At 56.7% G+C, this 22,108-nt stretch carries 22 protein-coding genes; 15 read left to right on the plus strand and 7 right to left on the minus strand.

The annotated features are described in order from the left end of the window. From arnC to arnF, 6 genes are read left to right on the plus strand one after another with little or no spacing between them, the layout of a single operon-like run. Window positions 1–984 (plus strand): undecaprenyl-phosphate 4-deoxy-4-formamido-L-arabinose transferase, encoded by a 984-nt coding sequence (gene arnC, locus NL510_RS02365; RefSeq protein WP_253384717.1) that lies wholly within the window; start codon window positions 1–3, stop codon window positions 982–984. Next, the gene (gene arnA, locus NL510_RS02370) at window positions 981–2,963 is read left to right on the plus strand and encodes a bifunctional UDP-4-amino-4-deoxy-L-arabinose formyltransferase/UDP-glucuronic acid oxidase ArnA (protein WP_253381281.1); all 1,983 of its coding nucleotides are present in this window, start codon (window positions 981–983) and stop codon (window positions 2,961–2,963) included. Before arnC ends, arnA begins: the two co-directional genes overlap by 4 nt. Continuing rightward, on the plus strand, window positions 2,960–3,862 hold the full coding sequence (gene arnD / locus NL510_RS02375; protein ID WP_253381283.1) for a 4-deoxy-4-formamido-L-arabinose-phosphoundecaprenol deformylase: 903 nt from the start codon (window positions 2,960–2,962) through the stop codon (window positions 3,860–3,862). Before arnA ends, arnD begins: the two co-directional genes overlap by 4 nt. Further along, window positions 3,859–5,514 carry a lipid IV(A) 4-amino-4-deoxy-L-arabinosyltransferase gene (arnT, locus tag NL510_RS02380; RefSeq protein ID WP_253381285.1) on the plus strand — a complete coding sequence of 552 codons (1,656 nt, stop codon included), beginning with the start codon at window positions 3,859–3,861 and terminating at the stop codon, window positions 5,512–5,514. Before arnD ends, arnT begins: the two co-directional genes overlap by 4 nt. Then, window positions 5,511–5,849, plus strand: coding sequence for a 4-amino-4-deoxy-L-arabinose-phosphoundecaprenol flippase subunit ArnE (gene arnE / locus NL510_RS02385; RefSeq protein WP_253381287.1), 339 nt, complete (start codon window positions 5,511–5,513; stop codon window positions 5,847–5,849). Before arnT ends, arnE begins: the two co-directional genes overlap by 4 nt. After that, window positions 5,846–6,247 (plus strand): 4-amino-4-deoxy-L-arabinose-phosphoundecaprenol flippase subunit ArnF, encoded by a 402-nt coding sequence (arnF, locus tag NL510_RS02390; protein WP_253381289.1) that lies wholly within the window; start codon window positions 5,846–5,848, stop codon window positions 6,245–6,247. Before arnE ends, arnF begins: the two co-directional genes overlap by 4 nt. Here the strand turns inward: arnF and NL510_RS02395 are convergent. The 3 genes from NL510_RS02395 to NL510_RS02405 form a co-directional block, all read right to left on the minus strand. After that, window positions 6,236–7,285: an AI-2E family transporter gene (locus NL510_RS02395; RefSeq protein WP_253381291.1), complete on the minus strand. Its 1,050-nt coding sequence runs from the start codon at window positions 7,283–7,285 to the stop codon at window positions 6,236–6,238. The two genes, arnF and NL510_RS02395, sit on opposite strands and share 12 nt — an antisense overlap. A gap of 159 nt (window positions 7,286–7,444) precedes the next feature. Beyond that, complete coding sequence (locus tag NL510_RS02400; RefSeq protein ID WP_253381293.1) at window positions 7,445–8,002, minus strand: DcrB family lipoprotein; 558 nt, start codon at window positions 8,000–8,002, stop codon at window positions 7,445–7,447. A gap of 72 nt (window positions 8,003–8,074) precedes the next feature. Further along, entirely contained in the window at window positions 8,075–8,740 is a 666-nt protein-coding gene (locus tag NL510_RS02405) for a 7-cyano-7-deazaguanine/7-aminomethyl-7-deazaguanine transporter (RefSeq protein ID WP_253381295.1), read from the minus strand. Between the two features lie 167 nt (window positions 8,741–8,907). On the opposite strand from NL510_RS02405, the gene tusA reads away from it, so the two are divergent. From tusA to NL510_RS02425, 4 genes are all read left to right on the plus strand, one after another. Beyond that, on the plus strand, window positions 8,908–9,150 hold the full coding sequence (gene tusA, locus NL510_RS02410; RefSeq protein WP_253381297.1) for a sulfurtransferase TusA: 243 nt from the start codon (window positions 8,908–8,910) through the stop codon (window positions 9,148–9,150). A 191-nt stretch (window positions 9,151–9,341) separates the two neighbouring features. Next, complete coding sequence (locus tag NL510_RS02415; protein WP_253381299.1) at window positions 9,342–10,313, plus strand: TRAP transporter substrate-binding protein; 972 nt, start codon at window positions 9,342–9,344, stop codon at window positions 10,311–10,313. A 12-nt stretch (window positions 10,314–10,325) separates the two neighbouring features. Then, window positions 10,326–10,835, plus strand: a complete 510-nt coding sequence (locus tag NL510_RS02420; protein WP_253381301.1) for a TRAP transporter small permease — start codon at window positions 10,326–10,328, stop codon at window positions 10,833–10,835. 10 nt (window positions 10,836–10,845) lie between these two features. Next, window positions 10,846–12,132 (plus strand): TRAP transporter large permease, encoded by a 1,287-nt coding sequence (locus NL510_RS02425; RefSeq protein WP_253381303.1) that lies wholly within the window; start codon window positions 10,846–10,848, stop codon window positions 12,130–12,132. A 43-nt stretch (window positions 12,133–12,175) separates the two neighbouring features. Here NL510_RS02425 and zntA read toward each other — a convergent pair whose 3' ends face one another. The 4 genes from zntA to rsmD all read right to left on the minus strand — a co-directional run bounded on the left by zntA (window position 12,176) and on the right by rsmD (window position 16,212). Continuing rightward, window positions 12,176–14,347: a Zn(II)/Cd(II)/Pb(II) translocating P-type ATPase ZntA gene (gene zntA, locus NL510_RS02430; RefSeq protein WP_253381305.1), complete on the minus strand. Its 2,172-nt coding sequence runs from the start codon at window positions 14,345–14,347 to the stop codon at window positions 12,176–12,178. 76 nt (window positions 14,348–14,423) lie between these two features. Beyond that, window positions 14,424–15,050: a lysoplasmalogenase gene (locus tag NL510_RS02435; RefSeq protein ID WP_253381307.1), complete on the minus strand. Its 627-nt coding sequence runs from the start codon at window positions 15,048–15,050 to the stop codon at window positions 14,424–14,426. 294 nt (window positions 15,051–15,344) lie between these two features. Then, window positions 15,345–15,626 carry a DUF1145 family protein gene (locus NL510_RS02440; RefSeq protein ID WP_253381309.1) on the minus strand — a complete coding sequence of 94 codons (282 nt, stop codon included), beginning with the start codon at window positions 15,624–15,626 and terminating at the stop codon, window positions 15,345–15,347. Then, the gene (gene rsmD / locus NL510_RS02445; RefSeq protein ID WP_253381311.1) at window positions 15,610–16,212 is read right to left on the minus strand and encodes a 16S rRNA (guanine(966)-N(2))-methyltransferase; all 603 of its coding nucleotides are present in this window, start codon (window positions 16,210–16,212) and stop codon (window positions 15,610–15,612) included. Before rsmD ends, NL510_RS02440 begins: the two co-directional genes overlap by 17 nt. Window positions 16,213–16,339: 127 nt before the next feature. Here rsmD and ftsY point away from each other — a divergent pair, with 127 nt between their 5' ends. The 5 genes from ftsY (at window position 16,340) to NL510_RS02470 (ending at window position 21,936) form a co-directional block, all read left to right on the plus strand. Next, window positions 16,340–17,713, plus strand: coding sequence for a signal recognition particle-docking protein FtsY (gene ftsY / locus NL510_RS02450; protein WP_253381313.1), 1,374 nt, complete (start codon window positions 16,340–16,342; stop codon window positions 17,711–17,713). A 2-nt stretch (window positions 17,714–17,715) separates the two neighbouring features. After that, complete coding sequence (gene ftsE, locus NL510_RS02455) at window positions 17,716–18,381, plus strand: cell division ATP-binding protein FtsE (protein WP_006177946.1); 666 nt, start codon at window positions 17,716–17,718, stop codon at window positions 18,379–18,381. Continuing rightward, window positions 18,374–19,429 (plus strand): permease-like cell division protein FtsX, encoded by a 1,056-nt coding sequence (ftsX, locus tag NL510_RS02460; RefSeq protein WP_253381315.1) that lies wholly within the window; start codon window positions 18,374–18,376, stop codon window positions 19,427–19,429. The genes ftsE and ftsX overlap by 8 nt, the downstream gene beginning before the upstream one ends. A gap of 250 nt (window positions 19,430–19,679) precedes the next feature. Beyond that, on the plus strand, window positions 19,680–20,537 hold the full coding sequence (rpoH, locus tag NL510_RS02465) for an RNA polymerase sigma factor RpoH (protein WP_253381317.1): 858 nt from the start codon (window positions 19,680–19,682) through the stop codon (window positions 20,535–20,537). A 133-nt stretch (window positions 20,538–20,670) separates the two neighbouring features. Further along, the gene (locus tag NL510_RS02470; RefSeq protein ID WP_253381320.1) at window positions 20,671–21,936 is read left to right on the plus strand and encodes a 4-aminobutyrate--2-oxoglutarate transaminase; all 1,266 of its coding nucleotides are present in this window, start codon (window positions 20,671–20,673) and stop codon (window positions 21,934–21,936) included. Window positions 21,937–22,108: the final 172 nt, after the last annotated feature.

The following is a 22,108-nucleotide window of genomic DNA, read 5'->3' on the forward strand; positions in this document are numbered from 1 at the left end:
ATGTTCAGCGCCCCGCCAGTACAAAAAGTGTCTGTGGTAATCCCGATTTTTAACGAGCAGGAGAGCCTGCCCGAGTTGATCCGCCGTACCACGGCGGCCTGCGACACGCTGGGCAAGGCGTATGAAATCCTGCTGGTGGATGACGGCAGTATCGACGATTCCGCGCAGATGTTGACCGAGGCCGCCCAGGCCGAAGATAGCCATATCGTTGCCGTACTGCTTAACCGTAACTACGGCCAGCACTCGGCGATCATGGCCGGGTTTAGCCACGTGACGGGCGATCTGATCATCACCCTGGATGCCGATCTGCAAAATCCGCCGGAGGAGATCCCGCGCCTGGTCGCCAAAGCCGATGAGGGCTATGACGTTGTGGGTACGGTACGACAAAACCGCCAGGACAGTCTGTTTCGCAAGCTGGCTTCACGCACCATCAATCGCCTGATCCAACGCACGACCGGCAAAGCGATGGGCGATTACGGCTGCATGCTGCGCGCTTACCGTCGCCACATTATCGACGCCATGCTGCACTGCCACGAACGCAGCACCTTCATTCCCATCCTGGCGAATACCTTTGCCCGCAAAGCGACGGAGATCCCGGTGTTGCATGCCGAGCGTGAGCATGGTGATTCGAAGTACAGCTTTATGCGTCTCATCAACCTGATGTACGACCTGATCACCTGCCTGACCACCACGCCGCTGCGCTTGCTGAGCGTTTTCGGCAGCTTCATCGCCGTAGCCGGGTTTGGGCTTTCCGTTCTGCTGGTCATACTGCGGCTGGCCTTTGGCCCGCAGTGGGCGGGGCAAGGGGTCTTTATGCTGTTTGCCGTCCTGTTCATGTTCATCGGCGCCCAGTTCATTGGTATGGGCCTGCTGGGTGAATACATCGGCCGTATCTATAACGATGTTCGCGCACGTCCGCGCTATTTTATTCAACGTGTTGTCCGTCAGGAACACACTGTATCTCAAGAGGAAAAACACCCATGAAAGCTGTCGTATTCGCCTATCACGATATGGGGTGCACGGGCACGCTGGCCTTGCTGGATGCGGGCTATGACATTGCTGCAATCTTTACCCATCCGGACGCGGCCGGAGAAAACACCTTTTTCGGCTCAGTGGCGCGCGTGGCTGCCGAGCGCGGTATTCCGGTCTTTGCCCCGGACGATGTAAACCATCCGCTGTGGGTGGATCGCATTCGCGCCCTTTCCCCGGATGTGATTTTCTCATTCTATTATCGCAACCTGCTGTGCGACGAGATCCTGAACGTGGCTCCAAAAGGCGCGTTTAACCTTCATGGTTCCCTGCTGCCCGCTTACCGGGGTTGCGCGCCGCTGAACTGGGTGTTGGCGAACGGTGAAACACAAACCGGCGTCACCTTGCACCGTATGGTGCGTCGCGCGGACGCGGGCGGCATTGTGGCGCAACAGCGGCTGGCTATCGGTGCGGATGAAACCGCGGTGGAGCTGCATCTTAAGCTGTGTGGCGCGGCGCAAACGCTACTGCGTGACGCATTGCCAACGATCCTTAACGGCACCTTCAGCGAAACCGCGCAGGATGAGAGCCAGGCCAGCTATTTTGGCCGCCGCACGCCGGAAGACGGGCGTCTGGACTGGAACAAGCCTGCGCGTCAGTTGCACAACCTGGTGCGTGCTGTCACCGACCCGTGGCCGGGTGCCTTCAGCTTTGCCGGGGTCAATAAATTTATCGTCTGGAAATCCCGCGTGCGTGACGATGTCCCGGCGGCTAAACCGGGAACCGTTATCTCCGTCTCGCCGATGATTGTAAGCTGCGGCGAGCAGGCGCTGGAGATAGTCACCGGGCAAACCGACAACGGCGTGTACGTTCAGGGCGCACAGCTGGCACAGTCTCTCGGGCTGGTGGCGGGCGCGCTTATCACCAGCGCCCCAGTTGTGGCGATCAAACGCCGCACGCGCGTGCTGATCCTCGGCGTGAACGGGTTTATCGGAAACCACCTGACCGAACGCCTGCTGAAGGACGATGGCTACGAAATTTATGGCCTGGATATCGGTTCTGACGCCATCAGCCGCTTCCTGGACAACCCGCGCTTCCACTTTGTAGAAGGGGATATCAGCATCCATTCCGAGTGGATCGAATACCACATTAAAAAATGTGATGTGGTGCTGCCGCTGGTGGCGATTGCCACGCCTATCGAGTACACCCGCAACCCGCTGCGCGTGTTCGAGCTGGACTTCGAAGAAAACCTGAAGATTATCCGCGACTGCGTGAAATATGATAAACGCATCATCTTCCCGTCCACTTCGGAGGTGTACGGCATGTGTACCGACGATAACTTCGACGAAGACGCTTCCAACCTGGTGGTGGGACCTATCAATAAACAGCGCTGGATCTATTCGGTTTCAAAGCAACTGCTGGATCGCGTTATCTGGGCCTACGGCGACAAAGAGGGGCTGCGCTTTACCCTGTTCCGTCCGTTTAACTGGATGGGGCCGCGGCTGGATAATCTGAACGCGGCGCGCATCGGCAGCTCCCGTGCCATCACTCAGCTGATCCTCAACCTGGTGGAAGGTTCGCCTATCAAGCTCATTGAAGGCGGTAAACAGAAGCGCTGCTTTACCGACATCAGCGACGGTATCGAAGCGCTGTTCCGCATCATTGAAAACAAAGATGGCCGCTGCGACGGGGAAATCATCAACATCGGCAACCCGGAAAACGAAGCGAGCATTCGTGAACTGGCAGAAATGCTGCTGGCAAGCTTCGAGCGCCACCCTTTGCGTGACCAGTTCCCGCCGTTTGCCGGTTTCCGCGAAGTGGAGAGCAGCAGTTACTATGGCAAAGGTTATCAGGACGTTGAGCACCGTAAACCGGGCATTCGCAATGCAAAACGCTGCCTGAACTGGACGCCGACCGTGAAGATGGAGCAGACCATCGATGAGACGCTCGATTTCTTCCTGCGTACCGTGGAGCTGTCGGAACAAGCTTCATGAAAAAAGTTGGCTTACGTATTGATGTCGATACCTTTCGTGGCACGCGTGACGGCGTGCCACGCCTGCTGGAGCTGCTGAGCAAGCACAATGTGCGCGCCAGCATTTTCTTCAGTGTAGGGCCTGACAACATGGGGCGCCATTTGTGGCGTCTGATTAAACCGGCATTTCTGTACAAAATGCTGCGCTCGCGCGCAGTGTCCCTTTACGGCTGGAATATCCTGCTGGCCGGAACGGCATGGCCCGGCAGACGCATCGGCGCGGGTAATCACGCGGTTATCCGTGAGGCGGCTCTCCACCATGAGGTGGGATTACACGCCTGGGATCACCACGCCTGGCAGGCCTGGGCTGGCGTGTGGGACATTCCGCGCCTGACGCGTGAAGTGGAACGCGGCATGCTGGAACTGGAAGCCATTATCGGCCAGCCCGTGCGCTGTTCCGCCGTGGCGGGATGGCGCGCCGACCAGCGCGTGGTCACAGCCAAACAACCTTTCGCGTTTCGCTACAACAGCGATTGTCGCGGGACGGGCCCGTTTTTGCCGCTTGTAGGGGACAACAGGTTTGGTACGGTGCAAATTCCGGTCACGCTGCCCACCTGGGATGAAGTGGTCGGGCGCGACGTTACTGTAAAGGGTTTTAATCGCTACATTCTGGGCTGCATGCACCGCGACAAGGGCACACCGGTCTATACCATCCACGCTGAAGTGGAAGGGATTGCGTATCAGCATGATTTCGACGCCTTGTTAACGATAGCCGCTCAGGAGGGCATTACGTTTTGTCCGTTGAGCGAGCTACTGCCAGAGGATCTCAGCACGCTGCCGGTGGGCAATATTGTGCGTAATGAAATGGCTGGCCGGGAAGGCTGGCTTGGCTATCAACAAACCGTGAGCCCGGTATCATGAAAACAGCCCGTTATGGCGTAGCGCTGCTCGCCGTGTTTATCGTTTATTATTTTATTCCGGTCGATTTCCGCCTGTTATGGCAGCCTGATGAAACCCGCTATGCGGAAATCAGCCGTGAAATGCTGGCATCGGGCGACTGGATTGTGCCGCATTTTCTCGGCCTGCGTTATTTTGAAAAGCCGATTGCCGGATACTGGGTCAACAGTATTGGGCAAATGCTGTTCGGACACTCCAATTTTTCCGTGCGCGCGGGGTCAATCTTCTCGACCGGGTTAACGGCGCTACTGGTAATCTGGCTGGCCTGGCGAATCTGGCAGGATAAGCGGGTTGCCATTTTCTCCGGTCTTATCTTCTTAACCCTGTTTCTGGTCTACGGCATTGGCACCTATGCGGTGCTCGATCCGATCGTTACCCTGTGGCTGGTCGCCGCAATGTGTAGCTTCTGGCTGGCCTCGCAGTCGACGACGGTTGCCGGAAAAGCGGGCGGCTATGTGCTTCTCGGGCTGGCCTGCGGCATGGGGGTGATGACCAAAGGCTTCCTGGCGCTGGCGGTGCCGGTGATTGGCGTGCTGCCGTGGGTGGTGGCCCAAAAGCGCTGGAAAGAGGTGCTGATTTTCGGCTGGCTTGCGGTGCTGAGTTGCGTGCTTATCGTTCTGCCCTGGGGGCTGGCAATTGCCCAGCGTGAGCCTGATTTCTGGCGCTACTTCTTCTGGGTTGAACATATTCAGCGTTTTGCCCAAAGCGACGCCCAGCACAAAGCGCCATTCTGGTACTACCTGCCGTTCCTGATTGCGGGAAGTCTGCCGTGGCTGGCGCTGCTGCCGGGCGCACTGCATCTGGGCTGGCGTGACCGGCAAAACGCAGCGGGCGGGCTGTATCTGCTTGGATGGGTAGTGATGCCGCTGATTTTCTTCAGCATTGCTAAAGGTAAGCTGCCGACCTATATCCTGCCGTGCTTTGCCCCGCTGGCGATCCTGATGGCGCGCTATGCGGTTAGCGCGGCAGAAAAAGGCGCCAGGGTGTTACGCATTAACGGTGGGATTAACCTCGCGTTCGGGGTGGTCGGTATTCTGGCGGCGCTGGTGGTCTCACCGTGGGGGCTGGCAAAACATTCGGTCTGGACCTCGTTCGAGCTGGAAAAAGTCCTCTGCGCGGTGGTGGCCTTCCTTGTCTGGGCTGGGGTGGGCTGGGTAACGCTCAAACAGAGCCCACGGCGCTGGTGGCTTGCGGCGCTGTGTCCTGCGGGGCTGGCGATGCTCATTGGCTTTGCCGTCCCCAACCTGGTGGTGGATTCAAAACAGCCGCAGTCGCTGGTCGAAACCGTACGTCAGCCGCTGGAGGAGAGTAAATTCGTGCTGGTGAACAACGTCGGCGTCGCCTCCGGGCTGGCGTGGGAACTCAAACGTAATGACATCATTCTGTACGGTCAGAGCGGTGAGTTACGCTACGGGCTGAATTACCCGGACGTTCAGGGCCGGTTTGTAGGGAGAGATGAAATTGCGCAATGGCTGGCGGAGCACCGCCAGCAGGGTGCGGTGTCGGTGGTCATTTTGTTGTCGAGAGACGACAACCTGGCCCACGCCAGCCTACCAGAACCGGATAACCTGACCGTTCAGGGCCGTCTGGCCTGGCTGCAATATTTGCCGCAATGATGACCTGGATCGGGCTGATACTTGCAAGCTTGCTCAGCTGTGCAGGGCAGCTATGCCAAAAACAAGCGACCCGTCCGGCGAAAGCCGGGCGGCGTGGCGCGCATGTTGCGCTGTGGCTGGGCCTGGCGCTGCTGGCGCTGGGGGGTGGCATGCTGCTCTGGCTGGTAGTTTTGCAACGTCTTCCCGTCGGGATTGCCTATCCGATGCTGAGCCTCAATTTTGTCTGGGTAACTCTGGCGGCGAAGGCCTTCTGGAAAGAGAGGATCGCGCCGCATCACTGGGCAGGCGTCGGGTTGATTATTATCGGCATTATATTGCTGGGAGGAAGCCTGTGAGGGCGGCATTGTGGGCCTTATGCAGCGTAGTGCTGGTCAGTGCGGCGCAGCTTTTACTGCGTTACGCCATGCTGGCTCTGCCGCCTGTGAATGAGGTGCAAGGGTTTATCACCGCCCTCTGGCATGTTTCAGCCGGTACGGGCGCGCTGGTGCTGGGGCTGATGGGGTATGCAGCGTCAATGGGCTGCTGGTATCTGGCGTTGCGCCGTATGGCGCTCAGCAAAGCCTATGCCTTGCTGAGCCTGAGCTACGTCCTGGTGTGGGGAGCCGCAATTTTAGTGCCCGGCTGGGAAGAGCGCTTCTCCTGGCCTGGCTTAGCGGGGGTGGGGCTGATTATTCTGGGCGTAGCGACCATTTTTCGGCCACCGCGTCGTCAGGCGAACAGATCAACCCGGTAATCGGCTCTTGGGCCGTCCTGGCCCGAGCAGTATCGCCAGCTTGCTGCCGCCTTTCGTGGTCTCCATCCAGATTTTACAGACGCTGGTGAGCGGTACTGACAGCAGCATCCCGACCGGACCCAGCAGCCATCCCCAGATCAGTAGCGATAAAAACACCACCATCGTCGACATCCCCAGCCGGTGCCCCATCATACGCGGCTCAAGAATATTGCCCAGCAGCATATGAACGACGAGGAACAACGCCCCCACCAGCATGCATTCGTAAAATCCATTGAACAAGAATGCCTGGATCATCGGCGGCACGGCGGAGAGCGCCGCGCCTATGTTTGGCACGTAGTTCAGCAGAAACGCCAGTACGCCCCACATCAGGGCGAACTGCACCCCCATCACCACCAGCCCCAGCCAGACAATGACGCCGGTCCAGAGGCTTAATAAGGTTTTCAGCGCCAGATATTTTGAAACGCCCTTTAATGCACGATGCAAACCGGCAATGTGAATTTGCGGGTTGTTCAACGCGAAGCGCAGTTTGTACGGCACGTGGCGAACTTCAAACAGCATGAATACTACCGTCATCACCAGCAGCAAAATACTGGCCATCGCGCCGGAAAGACCGGTCATCAGCGTGGTGGCATAGGTCATGACTTTTTCTGAATCCATCCGGCGCAGCATCCGCTCGGGTGAGAAATGCAGGTTAAGAAACGGCATCGCCTCCTGCAAATCCACCAGCTTGCGGGTCAACTCTTTATTATATTGCGGCAGCATGGTCGAAAACTCGCTTAACGAGGCGGCCAGCACGCCAAAGAGCGCGGTCAGAACAATTAGCATGACAATAACGACGATGGTAATCGCCACCGGCCTTTTTATGCCCCGGCGTAAAAACCAGGTCACCAGCGGGTTAAGCACAATGGCGAAAAAGAGCGCCAGCAGGAGTTGAACAATAATGTCGGCCGCCGCATGGATACCCGCGAGGATAACCACAAGGCAGGCGAGTTTTAACAGGATATGAAGACCCGCTTTGTCGGGCTGGTTGGGTAGCATGCTTTTTCCTTAATGTGATAGCTCGTTAAGTGTAGTGCGCCCGCGCCGCTTCGTCTGGAAGGGTAATCTGAAAGTTATTGCTGTTTTTGTATCCCGTCGTGACGGTAAAAAAATGGCCCCCGGTGCCAGCACCGGAGGCCACGTCACCTTCGTGAAGCGTTACTTAATCACGATAGTGTTGATGATGTTTTCCGCAGCGGTCTGCGCTTTTTGCTGATCGTCTGCTGGCAGGGTGATCTGAATAGTCAGCAGCTGGTTGTCGACCTTGCCCAGCACCACAGAAGAGTAAGCGGTCTGGCCTTTAGCCGAAATAATGCTGTCCAGCTGTTGTAGCGTGTGGCCTTTCAGTTCGATGGACTTGTTGGTCACTACCTGCAACTGCGGGTCGCGACCACGCTGCTGCTCTTCCAGACGTTTGGTCAGCACGGCCAACTCTTCGCGGGTATCGTCGCCGACAATCACAATCACCGCTTTCTGACCGGTTGCATCGGAATAGACGTGCATATTATTCGACTGGGTACCCAGCTTTCCGCTCTGGTCGGTCATATCCGCAGGCAGAGAGAAACTCAGTTTGCCGTCCAGCAGGTTCACCGGCTGGCCGGTCGCGTTGCTCTCTGCAGACGCGCCCTGAGCAGGCGTTTTCGTGTCGCTGTTATCACAGGCCGCCAGACCTACAACCAGCAGGCCAATCCCGACGTATTCAACCAGATTGCGCATTGACTTCTTCCTTTCGATAAACGGCCATAACGGCTCATGCACTTATCTTATCACAACTGATAAAGCGAACCTTTAACCCGCCTGCAATGCTGTGATTTCAGATTTATCTGCCAGCCTTTTCAACAGCATATTTAACAGTACGCCGTACATTGGCAGGAAGAACACCATGCTGATGAGCACCTTGAAGCAGTAGTCGACCACGGCTATCTCCATCCAGTGTTCGGCCATAAACGCGTCCGGACTGCGCCAGAAGGCAATGAAAAAGAAGGCCAGCGTATCGCTCACGTTACCGAACAGCGTGGAAGCGGTTGGCGCCATCCACCAGCGGTGATTTTGACGCAGGCGGTTGAACACATGCACATCAAGAATTTGTCCCAGCGCGTAGGCCATAAAGCTGGCGGCGGCGATACGGGCAACAAACAGGTTGAAGTGGGTTAACGCCTCAAACCCTTGCCAGCTCCCCATATAAAACAGCGACGAAATCACGTACGACACGAACAGCGCCGGGAGCATCACGGCAAAAATAATGCGTCGGGCCAGTGGTGCGCCAAAAATACGCACCGTTAAGTCGGTGGCGAGAAAAATAAACGGAAAGCTGAATGCGCCCCAGGTGGTATGGAAACCGAAAAGGGCGATCGGGAGCTGCACCAGATAGTTGCTGGAGGTGATCACCAGCAGATGAAAAAGCGAAAGCCAGAACAACGCTTTTACGCGCTGCGATTGAGAAAACTGCGTCATATTGTGACCTTTTTGAACGTTGGGGTGAGGGAACCCAATAAAAACCGCCGCATGATACTGCTTTGACTGGACTTTGCAATGGCTAATTTTCACGCAATCGTTAACCTGGTTTGCTTTGCTGACGTCGGGGGGTAAACTACAGCCGTTTTTACCTGAAAGAGAAAAGCATGAAAGACCAGTTTTCCAGCCCGGATCATACCCTTGACGCCCAGGGCCTCCGCTGCCCGGAGCCGGTAATGATGGTGCGCAAAACCGTGCGCACTATGCAGACCGGCGAAACGCTGCTGATTATCGCCGACGATCCGGCCACCACCCGCGACATCCCCGGTTTTTGTACCTTCATGGAACATGAGCTGGTCGCGCAGGCGATCGCGTCGTTACCGTATCGGTATATGATTCGTAAGGGATGAGGGCGGCGCCATGCCCTGCATCCGGCTCTCCTGTCGGGGAGGAGAGATCCAACCGTTATAAACCATCGTTTCAGAAATTTGCACTTTTGTGAGGCGCTTCACCTCCGCTTTTCCAGCCGTAGTCTAGTTTTTAAGCGTATAAAAATAAAACGCTGTTTTAACGCTTACCTCACTACCCTGGAGTTGACTCGATGAAAACGACCCTTAAGCCGTTGCTGGCCGCTCTGTGTCTGTCTGCTGTTACCTGCTCCGTTGCCGCTCAAACCATTAAAGCTGCTGATGTTCACCCGGAAGGCTACCCCAACGTGGTGGCAGTGCAGCAGATGGGTGAAAAACTCAAACAACAAACCGACGGTAAGCTGGAGATTAAGGTTTTCCCCGGCGGCGTGCTCGGGGATGAAAAGCAGATGATCGAACAGGCGCAGATGGGGGCGATCGACATGATCCGCGTCTCGATGGCGCCGGTTGCCGCCATCCTGCCGGATATCGAAGTCTTTACCCTGCCCTACGTGTTCCGCGATGAAGACCATATGCACAAGGTGATCGACGGGGAGATAGGCAAGCAGATTGGCGACAAGCTGACCGCCAACCCCAAATCGCGGCTGGTGTTCCTCGGCTGGATGGACTCCGGTACCCGCAATCTCATCACCAAAGAATCCATCGTTAAACCTGAAGATCTAAAAGGGAAGAAAATTCGCGTGCAGGGCAGCCCGGTCGCGCTGGCGACGCTGAAGGCCATGGGGGCAAACTCGGTGGCGATGGGCGTCAGTGAAGTCTACAGCGGTATGCAAACCGGCGTCATTGACGGTGCGGAAAACAATCCGCCGACTTTTATCGCCCACAACTACATGCCGGTCGCCAAAAACTACACCCTGAGCGGCCACTTTATCACCCCGGAAATGCTGCTCTATTCGAAAGTGAAATGGGACAAGCTCAGCACTGACGAGCAACAAAAAGTGCTGACCCTGGCCCGCGACGCGCAGCTTGAGCAGCGCAAGCTCTGGCAGGCCTATAATGACCAGGCGCTGGCGAAAATGAAAGCGGGCGGGGTGCAGTTCCACGACATTGATAAAACGGTGTTTATTAAAGCCACAGAGCCGGTGCGCGCCCAGTATGGCGACAAGCACCAGGGTCTGATGAACGCCATCGCTGAAGTCCAGTAAACCGGAGTACGTATGTCCGAATTCTACCTGAAGTGGATGGACCGCCTGTACCTGCTGGCCATGACCGTGGCGGGCCTCTCGCTGCTGGTGATGACAATAGTGATCCCGATTGGCATTTTCTCGCGCTACGTGCTCAATCGCGGCGAATCCTGGCCGGAACCTATCGCCATTATCTGCATGGTGACGTTTACCTTTATCGGTGCGGCTGTCGGCTACCGCGCCGGGTCGCATATTGCGGTGAACATGCTCACCGATAGGCTGCCCGACATGCTGAAAAACCTGTGCGTCCGCGTGGTCGACCTGCTGATGCTGCTGATCTCCGCGCTGATGTTCTGGTACAGCCTCTGGCTGTGCGTAGACCTCTGGGAACAGCCCGTTGCCGAGTTCCCGCTGCTGACCTCCGGCGAAAGCTATCTGCCGCTGCCGGTCGGCTCGGCGATTCTGATCCTGTTTGTTATTGAACGTCTGCTATTCGGCTCACAGGAAAACCGTCCTGTGGTGTTGATCGGTAACCACAGTTAAGGGGTGAACGATGGATGCTTTTATTTTGTTATTCACCCTCGCCATTTTGCTGGCGCTGGGGATGCCGGTGGCGTTTGCCGTCGGCTTAAGCGCCGTGGCGGGCGCGCTATGGATTGAACTGCCGCTGGAGGCGCTAATGATCCAGATAACCAGCGGGGTGAACAAATTTACCCTGCTGGCGATCCCGTTCTTCATCCTCGCCGGGGCAATCATGGCGGAAGGGGGCATCGCCCGGCGGCTGGTGAATTTTGCCTACGTTTTTGTCGGTTTTATTCGCGGCGGGCTGTCGCTGGTGAACATTGTGGCCTCGACGTTTTTTGGCGCAATTTCCGGCTCGTCGGTGGCGGATACGGCCTCTATCGGCAGCGTAATGATCCCTGAGATGGAGAAGAAGGGATATCCGCGTGAATACGCGGCGGCGGTGACGGCCAGCGGTTCGGTACAGGCGATCCTGATCCCGCCGAGCCACAACTCGGTGATTTACTCTCTGGCGGCGGGGGGGACGGTTTCTATCGCGACGTTGTTTATCGCGGGGGTACTGCCGGGATTGTTGCTGGGGCTTTGCCTGATGATCCTGTGTCTGGGTTTTGCCCATAAGCGGGGTTATCCCAAGGGCGAAAAAATCCCGTTTAAGCAGGCGCTGAAGATTTTGCTCGATGCCCTGTGGGGGCTGATGACGGTGGTCATTATCCTCGGCGGGATCTTGTCCGGGATATTCACCGCAACAGAGTCTGCCGCGGTGGCCTGCCTGTGGGCGTTCTTCGTCACCATGTTTATCTATCGTGATTACACGTGGAGCGAACTGCCGAAGCTGATGTGCAGGACGGTAAAAACGGTCACCATCGTCATGATCCTGATTGGCTTTGCCGCCGCGTTTGGCGCGGTAATGACCTACATGCAGTTACCGACCCGCATCACCGAATTCTTCACCTCGCTGTCCGATAACAAGTACGTGATCCTGATGTACCTCAACGTCATGCTGCTACTGATTGGCACGCTGATGGATATGGCGCCGATCATTTTGATCCTGACGCCGGTCCTGTTACCCGTGACCAACTCGCTGGGGATCGATCCGGTGCATTTCGGAATGATCATGATGGTCAACCTGGGGATTGGGCTGATCACTCCGCCGGTCGGATCGGTGCTGTTTGTGGCCAGTGCGGTAAGCAAGCAGAAGATTGAAACCGTAGTACGCGCCATGCTGCCATTTTACGCCATGCTGCTGGTCGTGCTGGGAATGGTGACGTACATCCCGGCAATTTCATTGTGGCTGCCGGGCGTATTAGGAATGCAGTGAATGATGTTTTGCCGGGTGGCGACTACGCCATACCCGGCATGTTTTACCTTTGGCGCAATAGCCTCAGCGCGTTTGCCGTCACCAGCACTGTGGCGCCGGTATCCGCCAGAACCGCCAGCCACAAACCGGTCATACCCAGCAGCGTGGTGACAAGGAAAATTCCCTTCAGGCCCAGCGCAATAGCGATGTTCTGGCGGATATTGGCGCCTGTGGCGCGTGCGAGACTCACCATCTGCGCCAGCCCGGTCAGGCGATTGTGGGTCAGTGCCGCGTCGGCGGTCTCCAGCGCCACGTCGGTGCCGCTGCCCATCGCAATGCCGATGGTTGCGGCCTTCATCGCCGGGGCATCGTTAATCCCATCACCTACCATCGCCAGTGGGGCCTGAGCGTTCAGCGCCGTGACTGCGCCGACTTTATCCGATGGCAGCAATCCGGCTTTACATTCCAGCCCCAGCTCGGCGGCAATCACCGCCGCCGCGCGCGGGTTATCGCCGGTCAGGATCACGCCCTGTACGCCCAGCTGGCGCAGCGCCGCGACGGCTTCTTTTGCATCATCACGTAGGGTATCGCGCAGTGCGAGCATACCTTTCGCCACGCCGTCCTGCATAACTGCCACCACCGTCTGCCCGGCCTGCTCCAGCGCCTGGACCTGTGCGGAAGGCGTGTGACCTGCCGCGACGATCAGCACTTTTTTGCCTTCGACCACTGCCTCAATCCCTGACCCAACCAGCGCTCTCTGGGTGGTTGCCGGAGGGATAGTCAGCCCGCGTGACTGCGCCTCACGCACAATCGCCTGCGCCAGCGGATGCGTTGAACCCTGCTCAACGGCAGCGGCCAACATCAGCAGTTCATCTTCGCTGATGTACAGTGGGTAAACGCCGGTCACCTGCGGCTTACCGACGGTCAGGGTGCCGGTTTTATCGAAGGCGATATGCTGAACCTGGCTTAGCTGCTCCAACGCCGCGCCGCCTTTAATCAACGCGCCGCGGCGGGCCGCTGCCGCCAGGCCAGACGTAATGGCCGCAGGGGTAGAGATCACCAGCGCACACGGGCAGCCAATCAGCAGCAGGGTCAAGCCTTTGTAAATCCAGCCCTCCCAGGGTGCGCCAAAAAACAGCGGCGGAACGACGGCAACCAGCAGGGCAACCAGCATAATGGCGGGAGTATAAATCCGGCTGAAGCGGTCGATAAAGCGCTCGACCGGCGCACGGCGCGCTTCGGCTTCTTCGATAAGCGTGAGGATGCGATCAATGGCGCTGTCGCCCGGCTCTGAAAGTACCTGTAGCTGCACCAGGCGGTCGACACTGGTGGCTCCGGCAGGCACTTTTTCCCCTGCTGCGCGTTCCACCGGAATGGATTCCCCGGTCAGTGCGCTTTCATCGAAGCTAGCTGTGGTGGTGATGAGCGCACCGTCCGCAGGCAAACGTCCGCCCGCGGCGACTTCAATCACGTCACCCGGACGCAGGGTAGCGATCGCCACCGTTTCGCGGTTGCCCTTCATCACCCGCGTGGCGGTCTCCGGCTTCAGCGCCATCAGCGCGCTGACCCCTTTACGGGCACGGCTTGCCGCCCAGCCCTCAAGCCGTTCGCCGATTAAGAACAACAGCAGCACCATCGCCGCTTCCGCCGTTGCACCGATGAACAGCGCGCCAATCGCCGCCACGCTCATCAGGGTTTCGATGGCAAACCAGCTACCGCTTTGCATCAGACGCAGCGCCTGGCGGGTAATCGGGAACAGCCCAACCAGCGTGGTCGCAATAAACGCCAGGTTGGCGAACAGAGGGGTAATCTGCTCCAGACCCCAACTGATAACCATCATGATGCTGAGCGCGATCAGGGGCAGGTTTTCTTTTAACGGGACGGTTTTTTCAGCGGGGGCCGTTTCGCTACGCAGGGTATAACCCGCCTTGCTGACGGCGGCTTCCACCTGTTTACTGACGTCGTTATCGGCGCTGACCAGCAGCTTTTCGGTGGCGAACAGCACTTGCACGTGACTGACCCCCGCCACCTGTCTGACGGCTGTTTCCACCTTGCGCGCGCAGGCGGCACAGTCCATGCCGTTGACGACCCAACTGTAGCGATTTCCCCTGTCAGGCAGCGCTTCACGCTGCGTTTCGCAAGGGCCTTCGCAGCAGCAGGTCCCTTTCGATGGAACAGGGCTGAGCTTAAATGCCGAAAATTGAGGCACTTTTTTTGGGATTTCTGGAGTCGACATGGCAGTCTCCGGCAATGATAATTTTCTCATTAACCGCAGTATGCACTCTGGAGCCGACTCCAGAGTCAAGCGTTATTTAGATATACAGCGAACGCACAATCAGGAAGTGCCCGGCAAAGTAACAGGCGGCGGCAATCGCGTTATCCGCCCGGAAACGGCGACGATAATGGCTGCCCAGCCAGACGATATGACCCAGTAACAACAGCGCCGCGCCGAAGAACGCGGACATTGCCGGAGAGGTTGGACGGAAGAACCACAGCTCACCGGCCAGCCACACCATCACCAGCGTCATGGCGATAAAGGTACAGACCGGCAAACGCATCTCTTCGAGGCGCGTCCAGATCACCGCGACCAGCAGCGCGCCAATCACCAGCAGCACCAGCGGAAGCGGCCAGAAGAAAGAGAGCGTCATTTGGCTGGCAAAGTAGATGGTATAGAGCAAATGCGACAGGAAAAACGCACCCACAGCATACAGCAGGCGCTGGCGCGGGAGCAGGGTTAGCGCATCCCCTACCAATGAGGCACACAGCCCGGCGAGCACCAGATAACAAATGGCGTTGAACATCGGCGCTTGCCAGGCCAGCAGCAGCAGGAGTAGCAGCGTGACGGGTTTAAACAGCCAGCGCTGCCAGGCGGGGCCACGGTAGGACGCATCGACATAAAGCCATGCGGAAAAACAGACAGCGATAAATGACCAAAGCATAGTAACTCCCTGTAGCGGGTGAGGCTGAATAATCAGTTTCTGATTTAGTGTAGTGATGCCGACAGGCGTTTGGCAATGCCGGTGCAGGCAAGGTATTCTGAAATGCGCATAATCTGATGGGATTTTTTATGGAGCAAACTGCCGCTGTTTTTGGTGATGGTGAGCAATAAGCGTCAAAAACGATTAACCACCGGCGTTCGCGTCAGCAGCAGGTAACCTCCGCGGGAACGGCTATACGCTTACGCCAGAGCTGTAATTCCCCTCCCCCCTGAGGGCGAGGGGACAAAAATCACCTTACTGCTTCACCTGCGCCTTAAACTTCTTCATCCACACCAGCAGTTCAAACACCCCGAAAATAAACACCCGAAGCTGCTGCCAGCCAGTCATTTGCGGGCCATCTTTCGGCAGGCCGTTTTTCAGCATCACCATCTGCAGGGCGTGCATGAACGAGGTAAAAATCAACGCCACGTTGACGAAGATGTTCATCGGGCGCGGGAACGGGTGCACCAGGTTGAGAATTAGAAACGCCCAGACGCCCAGCATCAACAAACGTCCCAGGTTAATCAGTACGGGCATCGGAGCCTCCTTGTGCCTGACGGTGATAAAGACGATAAGCCACCTGTCCGGCGACCTTTTCGCGGTGCAGATCCCAGTGCGCGGGGACTGGCGGTAAACCCTTTTCCACTTCACTTTCAACGTAAATCAGCGCGTCGTCTGCCAGCCAGCCATTTTTTTCCAGCAACGATAACGTCTCTTCCAGCAGCCCCTTACGGAACGGCGGATCGACAAACACAACATTATGCGGCGTCCCCGGCTGCGCGAGAAACGTCAGCGTATTGGTATTCACTACCGTTGCATTCGCTGTTTTCAGCGTAGACAGATTTTGCTTCAGCGTCTGCGCAACGTTGCGCTCCATCTCCAGCAGCGTGGTGCTGGCGGCATAGCGCGACAAAGCTTCCAGCCCGAGCGCGCCGCTTCCGGCGAAGCAGTCCAGGCAGTGGGCATCCACCATTGACGGCGCCAGCCAGTTAAACAACGTTTCGCGAACGCGGTCGGTGGTGGGGCGTAAACCGGGGCTATCCGGCACCGGTAATTTCCGGCCGCGCCATTGGCCGCCGATAATACGAATTTGACCGGCCGGGGCGCGGTTGGGTTTCTTCATCTCAGGAAAGCTCTGTTAACAATTGGCCTGCGATTGCGGGCGGTGATGTCAATTAAGTAAAGTGTTAGACTATTTCATCATTTTTTTAGCTTCCCTGTATATAGCGCCGCGAGGAGTGGAGTCGCAGATGGCAAAACAAAAAAAACGTGGCTTCTTTTCCTGGTTGGGCTTCGGTGAAAAAGAGCAAGAGACAGAACAGAAAACCGAAGAACAACAAGCCGTTGAAGAGCCGTCGCAGCCTGAAACGCCTGTAGAAACCGCCGCGGTTGTCGACGCGGAAGAGCCCGTTCACAGCAAAGAAGAGATTGCCTCTTTTGCTCAGGAGGTGGTTGAGGTCACCGAACAGGTTCAGGAGAGCGAGCAGCCTGAGCCGGTTGCGAAGGAAGAGGTTTCAGCCGAAACGGAAACCGTTGAAATTGTCGACGCGGTGGAAGAAGACGCAGAGCGTGAACCCGAACTACCCGACGAAGAGCCTGAAACCCAGGCGCTGGCGGCAGAAGCTGCGGAAGATGCGGTTATCGTGGTGCCGGTGGTAGGGCCAGCGGAAGAGGACATCGTTCAGGAGCAGGAAAAACCGACCAAAGAAGGTTTCTTCGCCCGTCTGAAACGCAGCCTGTTAAAAACCAAAGAAAACCTGGGTTCCGGATTTATCAGTCTGTTCCGCGGCAAAAAGATCGACGACGATCTGTTTGAAGAGCTGGAAGAGCAACTGCTTATTGCCGACGTCGGTGTGGAAACCACCCGTAAGATCATCGCAAACCTGACCGAAGGCGCAAGTCGCAAACAACTGCGCGACGCCGAGGCGCTGTACGGCCTGTTGAAAGACGAGATGGGCGAAATTCTCGCAAAAGTTGACGAACCGCTTAATATTGAAGGCAAAACGCCATTTGTTATTCTGATGGTTGGCGTCAACGGCGTAGGGAAAACCACCACCATCGGCAAGCTGGCGCGTCAGTTTGAGCAGCAGGGGAAATCGGTCATGCTGGCGGCGGGTGATACCTTCCGTGCGGCTGCGGTTGAGCAGCTTCAGGTCTGGGGGCAGCGCAATAACATCCCGGTGATTGCTCAGCATACCGGCGCGGATTCCGCCTCCGTTATCTTCGATGCCATTCAGGCGGCGAAATCGCGTCACGTGGACGTGTTAATTGCCGATACCGCAGGACGTTTGCAAAATAAAGCGCATCTGATGGAAGAGCTGAAAAAAATCGTCCGGGTGATGAAAAAGCTGGACGAAGACGCACCGCATGAAATTATGCTGACTATCGATGCCAGCACCGGACAGAACGCCATCAGCCAGGCGAAGCTGTTCCATGAGGCGGTAGGACTGACGGGGATCGCGCTGACCAAGCTGGACGGCACCGCGAAAGGCGGGGTGATCTTCTCCGTGGCCGATCAGTTCGGTATTCCTATCCGTTACATCGGTGTGGGCGAGCGTATTGAGGATTTACGTCCGTTTAAGGCGGACGACTTTATTGAGGCATTATTTGCCCGAGAGGACTAACAATGATTCGCTTTGAACACGTCAGCAAGGCCTATCTCGGCGGGAGACAAGCGCTGCAGGGGGTAACATTCCACCTGCAGCCGGGCGAGATGGCATTCCTGACCGGCCATTCCGGCGCGGGGAAAAGTACCCTGCTCAAGCTTATCTGTGGGATCGAACGGCCCAGCGCCGGGAAAATCTTTTTCAGCGGCCATGACATCAGCCGCCTGAAAAACCGTGAAGTGCCGTTCCTGCGTCGTCAGATCGGTATGATTTTCCAGGATCATCACCTGCTGATGGATCGCACCGTTTTCGATAACGTGGCTATCCCGCTGATTATTGCCGGCGCCAGCTATGATGATATCCGCCGTCGCGTCTCTGCGGCGCTGGACAAAGTCGGGCTGCTGGACAAAGCGAAGAACTTTCCGATCCAGCTTTCTGGCGGTGAACAACAGCGCGTGGGGATCGCCCGTGCGGTGGTGAACAAGCCTGCGGTGCTGCTGGCGGATGAACCGACCGGTAACCTGGACGACGCCCTGTCAGAAGGGATTTTACGTCTGTTTGAGGAATTCAACCGCGTAGGGGTAACGGTATTGATGGCGACGCACGATATCGGGCTAATTTCCCGTCGTTCGTACCGCATGCTAACCCTGAGCGACGGTCATTTGCACGGAGGCCACGGTGAATAAGCGTGATGCACTGAACCAGATTCGGCAGTTCGGGAACCGGTTTGACCGCTTCCGCAAGCCGCAGGGTGGTAGTGACGGTAATCGTCATGCGCCAAAGCGCGCGAAAGCGACGCCGAAGCCGAATGCCCGCAAAACCAACGTCTTTAACGAGCAGGTGCGTTACGCCTTCCACGGCGCAGTGCAGGACCTGAAAAGCAAACCACTGGCGACGTTTCTGACGGTGATGGTTATCGCCATCTCCCTGACGCTGCCAAGCGTGTGCTACATGGTGTATAAGAACGTTAACCAGGCCGCATCGCAGTATTATCCGTCGCCGCAGATTACGGTCTATCTGGATAAAGCCCTTGATGATAACGCCGCCGCACAGGTGGTCGGGCAAATCCAGGCCGAGCAGGGCGTGGAAAAAGTAAACTATCTCTCGCGTGATGAAGCGCTGGGTGAGTTCCGTAACTGGTCAGGCTTCGGCGGCGCGCTGGACATGCTTGAAGAGAACCCGCTGCCTGCGGTGGCAGTGGTCATTCCCAGGCTCGACTTCCAGGGGACCGATTCACTCAATACGTTGCGCGACCGTATCACCCGCATCAACGGTATTGATGAAGTGCGGATGGACGATAGCTGGTTTGCCCGTCTTGCCGCGCTCACCGGGCTGGTGGGGCGCGTGTCGGCGATGATTGGCGTACTGATGGTGGCGGCGGTATTCCTCGTCATCGGTAACAGCGTGCGCCTGAGCATCTTTGCGCGTCGTGACACCATCAACGTGCAAAAGCTGATTGGCGCAACGGATGGCTTTATCCTTCGTCCGTTCCTTTACGGCGGCGCATTGCTTGGTTTTTCCGGCGCATTTCTTTCATTGATCTTGTCAGAAATTTTGGTGATGCGGCTGTCGTCTGCCGTCACCGACGTGGCGCAGGTCTTCGGAACTAAGTTTGATATCAGTGGCTTAGGCTTTGATGAGTGCCTGCTTCTGCTGTTGGTTTGCTCGATGATCGGCTGGGTAGCCGCATGGCTGGCAACCGTCCAACATTTACGCCACTTTACTCCCGATTAATAAAAGCGTGATATAATCTTTCCCTGCATCAGGCTAATCACTCTGCAGGGAAAGAGCACGTTTTTCTCTTGCCCCTGTCTCATTTAATGTCACAATTTGAGTGTAATTTATCCACTGTTACACTGGAACTTGTGGGTAAAATCACGGTCTGATTAAAGAGTGAATGATAACCTCGTTGCTCAAACGCTTTGGCATGGTTGTTGCCTGATGGGGATAACCTGGACCAGAAGAGAAACATTGAGAGGAATGAATGACCAAAGAAATGCAAACTTTAGCTTTAGCCCCTGTTGGTAACCTGGAGTCTTATATCCGGGCTGCAAACACCTGGCCGATGTTAACGGCCGAGGAAGAAAAGGAGCTTGCTGAAAAGCTGCATTACCAGGGCTGCCTGGAATCAGCTAAGACGCTGATCCTGTCTCACCTGCGCTTTGTTGTTCACGTTGCTCGAAATTACTCGGGCTACGGCCTGCCGCAGGCGGACTTGATTCAGGAAGGTAACATCGGCCTGATGAAAGCTGTACGTCGCTTTAACCCGGAAGTGGGTGTGCGACTGGTCTCCTTCGCCGTGCACTGGATCAAAGCTGAAATTCACGAATACGTTCTGCGTAACTGGCGTATTGTGAAAGTCGCCACGACAAAAGCGCAACGCAAGCTGTTCTTCAACCTGCGTAAAACCAAGCAGCGTCTGGGCTGGTTTAACCAGGATGAAGTTGAAATGGTGGCGCGCGAGCTGGGCGTATCCAGCAAAGATGTGCGTGAGATGGAATCCCGTATGGCCGCGCAGGACATGACTTTTGACATGTCTTCTGACGACGACGCCTCCGATAGCCAGCCAATGGCGCCGGTCCTGTATCTGCAGGATAAAACCTCTAATTTTGCGGACGGCATTGAAGAGGATAACTGGGAAGACCAGGCCGCGAACAAGCTGAGCTTTGCAATGGAAGGCCTCGACGAACGTAGCCAGGACATCATTCGCGCCCGCTGGCTGGACGAAGATAACAAGTCCACGCTGCAGGAACTGGCCGACCGCTATGGCGTCTCCGCTGAACGCGTGCGTCAGCTTGAAAAGAACGCCATGAAGAAACTTCGCGCCGCTATCGAAGCGTAATTTCAGCGAAGTCCCCCGATAACCCCTGGGTGCGAGTCCGGGGGTTTTGTTTTTTTATCGCCCACTCTGGCGAATTCCTCCCCCCTGGCAAACACTTACCAGTGCGCAACGCATGCGATTTTCGGGGGACAGGGTGAAAAATAACGAACTGAATGAACGACGTTTACAGGCAACGCCAAGGGGCATCGGCGTCATGTGCGGGTTCTACGCTGAAAAAGCCGAAAACGCTACGCTGTGGGATAGAGAAGGCAACGAGTATATCGACTTCGCCGCCGGAATCGCGGTGCTGAATACCGGTCACCGTCATCCCAAAGTGATCGCCGCTATCGAACAACAACTCCGCGCCTTTACCCATACCGCCTACCAGATTGTGCCGTACGAAGGCTATGTGACGCTTGCCGAGCGCATTAACCAGCGCGTACCGATCGACGGCCCGGCCAAAACCGCCTTTTTCTCGACCGGCGCTGAAGCGGTCGAAAACGCCATCAAAATTGCCCGCGCCTGGACCAAACGCCCTGGCCTTATCGCTTTCAGCGGCGCCTTCCACGGCCGCACCTCCATGACCATGGCCCTGACGGGTAAAGTGGCACCCTATAAGCTTGGCTTTGGCCCCTTTCCTGGCTCGGTCTATCACGCGCAGTTCCCTCACGATCTGTACGGTATCAGTACGGCTGAAGCCTTAAAAAGCCTGGATCGCATCTTTAAGGCTGACATCGCCCCGGATCAGGTCGCGGCCATCATCCTTGAACCGGTGCAGGGCGAGGGCGGTTTCAACGTTGCGCCCGCAGATTTTATGCAGGCCCTGCGCGCGCTGTGCGATACCCACGGGATTTTGCTGATTGCTGACGAGGTGCAAACTGGCTTCGCCCGCACCGGCAAGCTCTTTGCCATGGAACACCACTGCGTCAAACCGGATCTTATCACCATGGCCAAAAGCCTGGCGGGCGGGATGCCGCTCTCTGCGGTGTCGGGGCGGGCAGAGGTGATGGATGCGCCCGCGCCTGGTGGGCTGGGCGGGACCTATGCCGGTAACCCGCTGGCGATTGCGGCGGCACATGCAGTGCTGGATGTCATTGATGAAGAGGATCTCTGCACGCGGGCGGCGCACCTGGGCCATCACCTCGTCGAGGTACTGCATAAAGCGAAAGAAGGTTGTCCGTATAGTGCTGATATTCGTGCCCAGGGTTCGATGGTGGCGGTGGAGTTTAGCGATCCCCAGACTGGTGAGCCGTCGCCGGAGTTTACCCGTCAGGTACAGGATCGCGCCTTGCAGGAAGGGCTACTGCTCTTGAGTTGCGGCGTGTATGGCAACGTTATTCGCTTCCTGTATCCGCTCACCATCCCCGAGGCTCAGTTCCGTAAAGCGCTGGATATTATTTCCGCCTCGCTGACACGATAAAGCCGAAAGCCCGGCATAAATCACCGTCGGGCTTATCATATATTCATTTCAAATTAGCTATTCCAAAATCATAAAAATGGGGTATGTTTTAGCAGAGTATGCTGAAAAAGCGCGAGTAGCAGACCTATTATTGAAATAAAGCGCTACACAACAACACCACAACAATCGTTAT

Origin of the sequence: unidentified bacterial endosymbiont (genome assembly GCF_918797525.1) — a bacterium.
GTDB lineage: Bacteria > Pseudomonadota > Gammaproteobacteria > Enterobacterales > Enterobacteriaceae > Enterobacter.

Coding starts and splice junctions, on each gene's coding strand:
- NL510_RS02420 (WP_253381301.1), top strand. CDS start 10,326: ATGTCCGAATTCTACCTGAAGTGGATGGACCGCCTGTACCTGCTGGCC.
- rpoH (WP_253381317.1), top strand. CDS start 19,680: ATGACCAAAGAAATGCAAACTTTAGCTTTAGCCCCTGTTGGTAACCTG.
- zntA (WP_253381305.1), bottom strand. CDS start 14,347: ATGTCGACTCCAGAAATCCCAAAAAAAGTGCCTCAATTTTCGGCATTT.
- arnE (WP_253381287.1), top strand. CDS start 5,511: ATGATGACCTGGATCGGGCTGATACTTGCAAGCTTGCTCAGCTGTGCA.
- NL510_RS02395 (WP_253381291.1), bottom strand. CDS start 7,285: ATGCTACCCAACCAGCCCGACAAAGCGGGTCTTCATATCCTGTTAAAA.
- ftsY (WP_253381313.1), top strand. CDS start 16,340: ATGGCAAAACAAAAAAAACGTGGCTTCTTTTCCTGGTTGGGCTTCGGT.
- ftsE (WP_006177946.1), top strand. CDS start 17,716: ATGATTCGCTTTGAACACGTCAGCAAGGCCTATCTCGGCGGGAGACAA.
- tusA (WP_253381297.1), top strand. CDS start 8,908: ATGAAAGACCAGTTTTCCAGCCCGGATCATACCCTTGACGCCCAGGGC.
- rsmD (WP_253381311.1), bottom strand. CDS start 16,212: ATGAAGAAACCCAACCGCGCCCCGGCCGGTCAAATTCGTATTATCGGC.
- NL510_RS02415 (WP_253381299.1), top strand. CDS start 9,342: ATGAAAACGACCCTTAAGCCGTTGCTGGCCGCTCTGTGTCTGTCTGCT.
- arnA (WP_253381281.1), top strand. CDS start 981: ATGAAAGCTGTCGTATTCGCCTATCACGATATGGGGTGCACGGGCACG.
- arnT (WP_253381285.1), top strand. CDS start 3,859: ATGAAAACAGCCCGTTATGGCGTAGCGCTGCTCGCCGTGTTTATCGTT.
- NL510_RS02435 (WP_253381307.1), bottom strand. CDS start 15,050: ATGCTTTGGTCATTTATCGCTGTCTGTTTTTCCGCATGGCTTTATGTC.
- NL510_RS02440 (WP_253381309.1), bottom strand. CDS start 15,626: ATGCCCGTACTGATTAACCTGGGACGTTTGTTGATGCTGGGCGTCTGG.
- arnC (WP_253384717.1), top strand. CDS start 1: ATGTTCAGCGCCCCGCCAGTACAAAAAGTGTCTGTGGTAATCCCGATT.
- arnD (WP_253381283.1), top strand. CDS start 2,960: ATGAAAAAAGTTGGCTTACGTATTGATGTCGATACCTTTCGTGGCACG.
- NL510_RS02405 (WP_253381295.1), bottom strand. CDS start 8,740: ATGACGCAGTTTTCTCAATCGCAGCGCGTAAAAGCGTTGTTCTGGCTT.
- NL510_RS02425 (WP_253381303.1), top strand. CDS start 10,846: ATGGATGCTTTTATTTTGTTATTCACCCTCGCCATTTTGCTGGCGCTG.
- NL510_RS02400 (WP_253381293.1), bottom strand. CDS start 8,002: ATGCGCAATCTGGTTGAATACGTCGGGATTGGCCTGCTGGTTGTAGGT.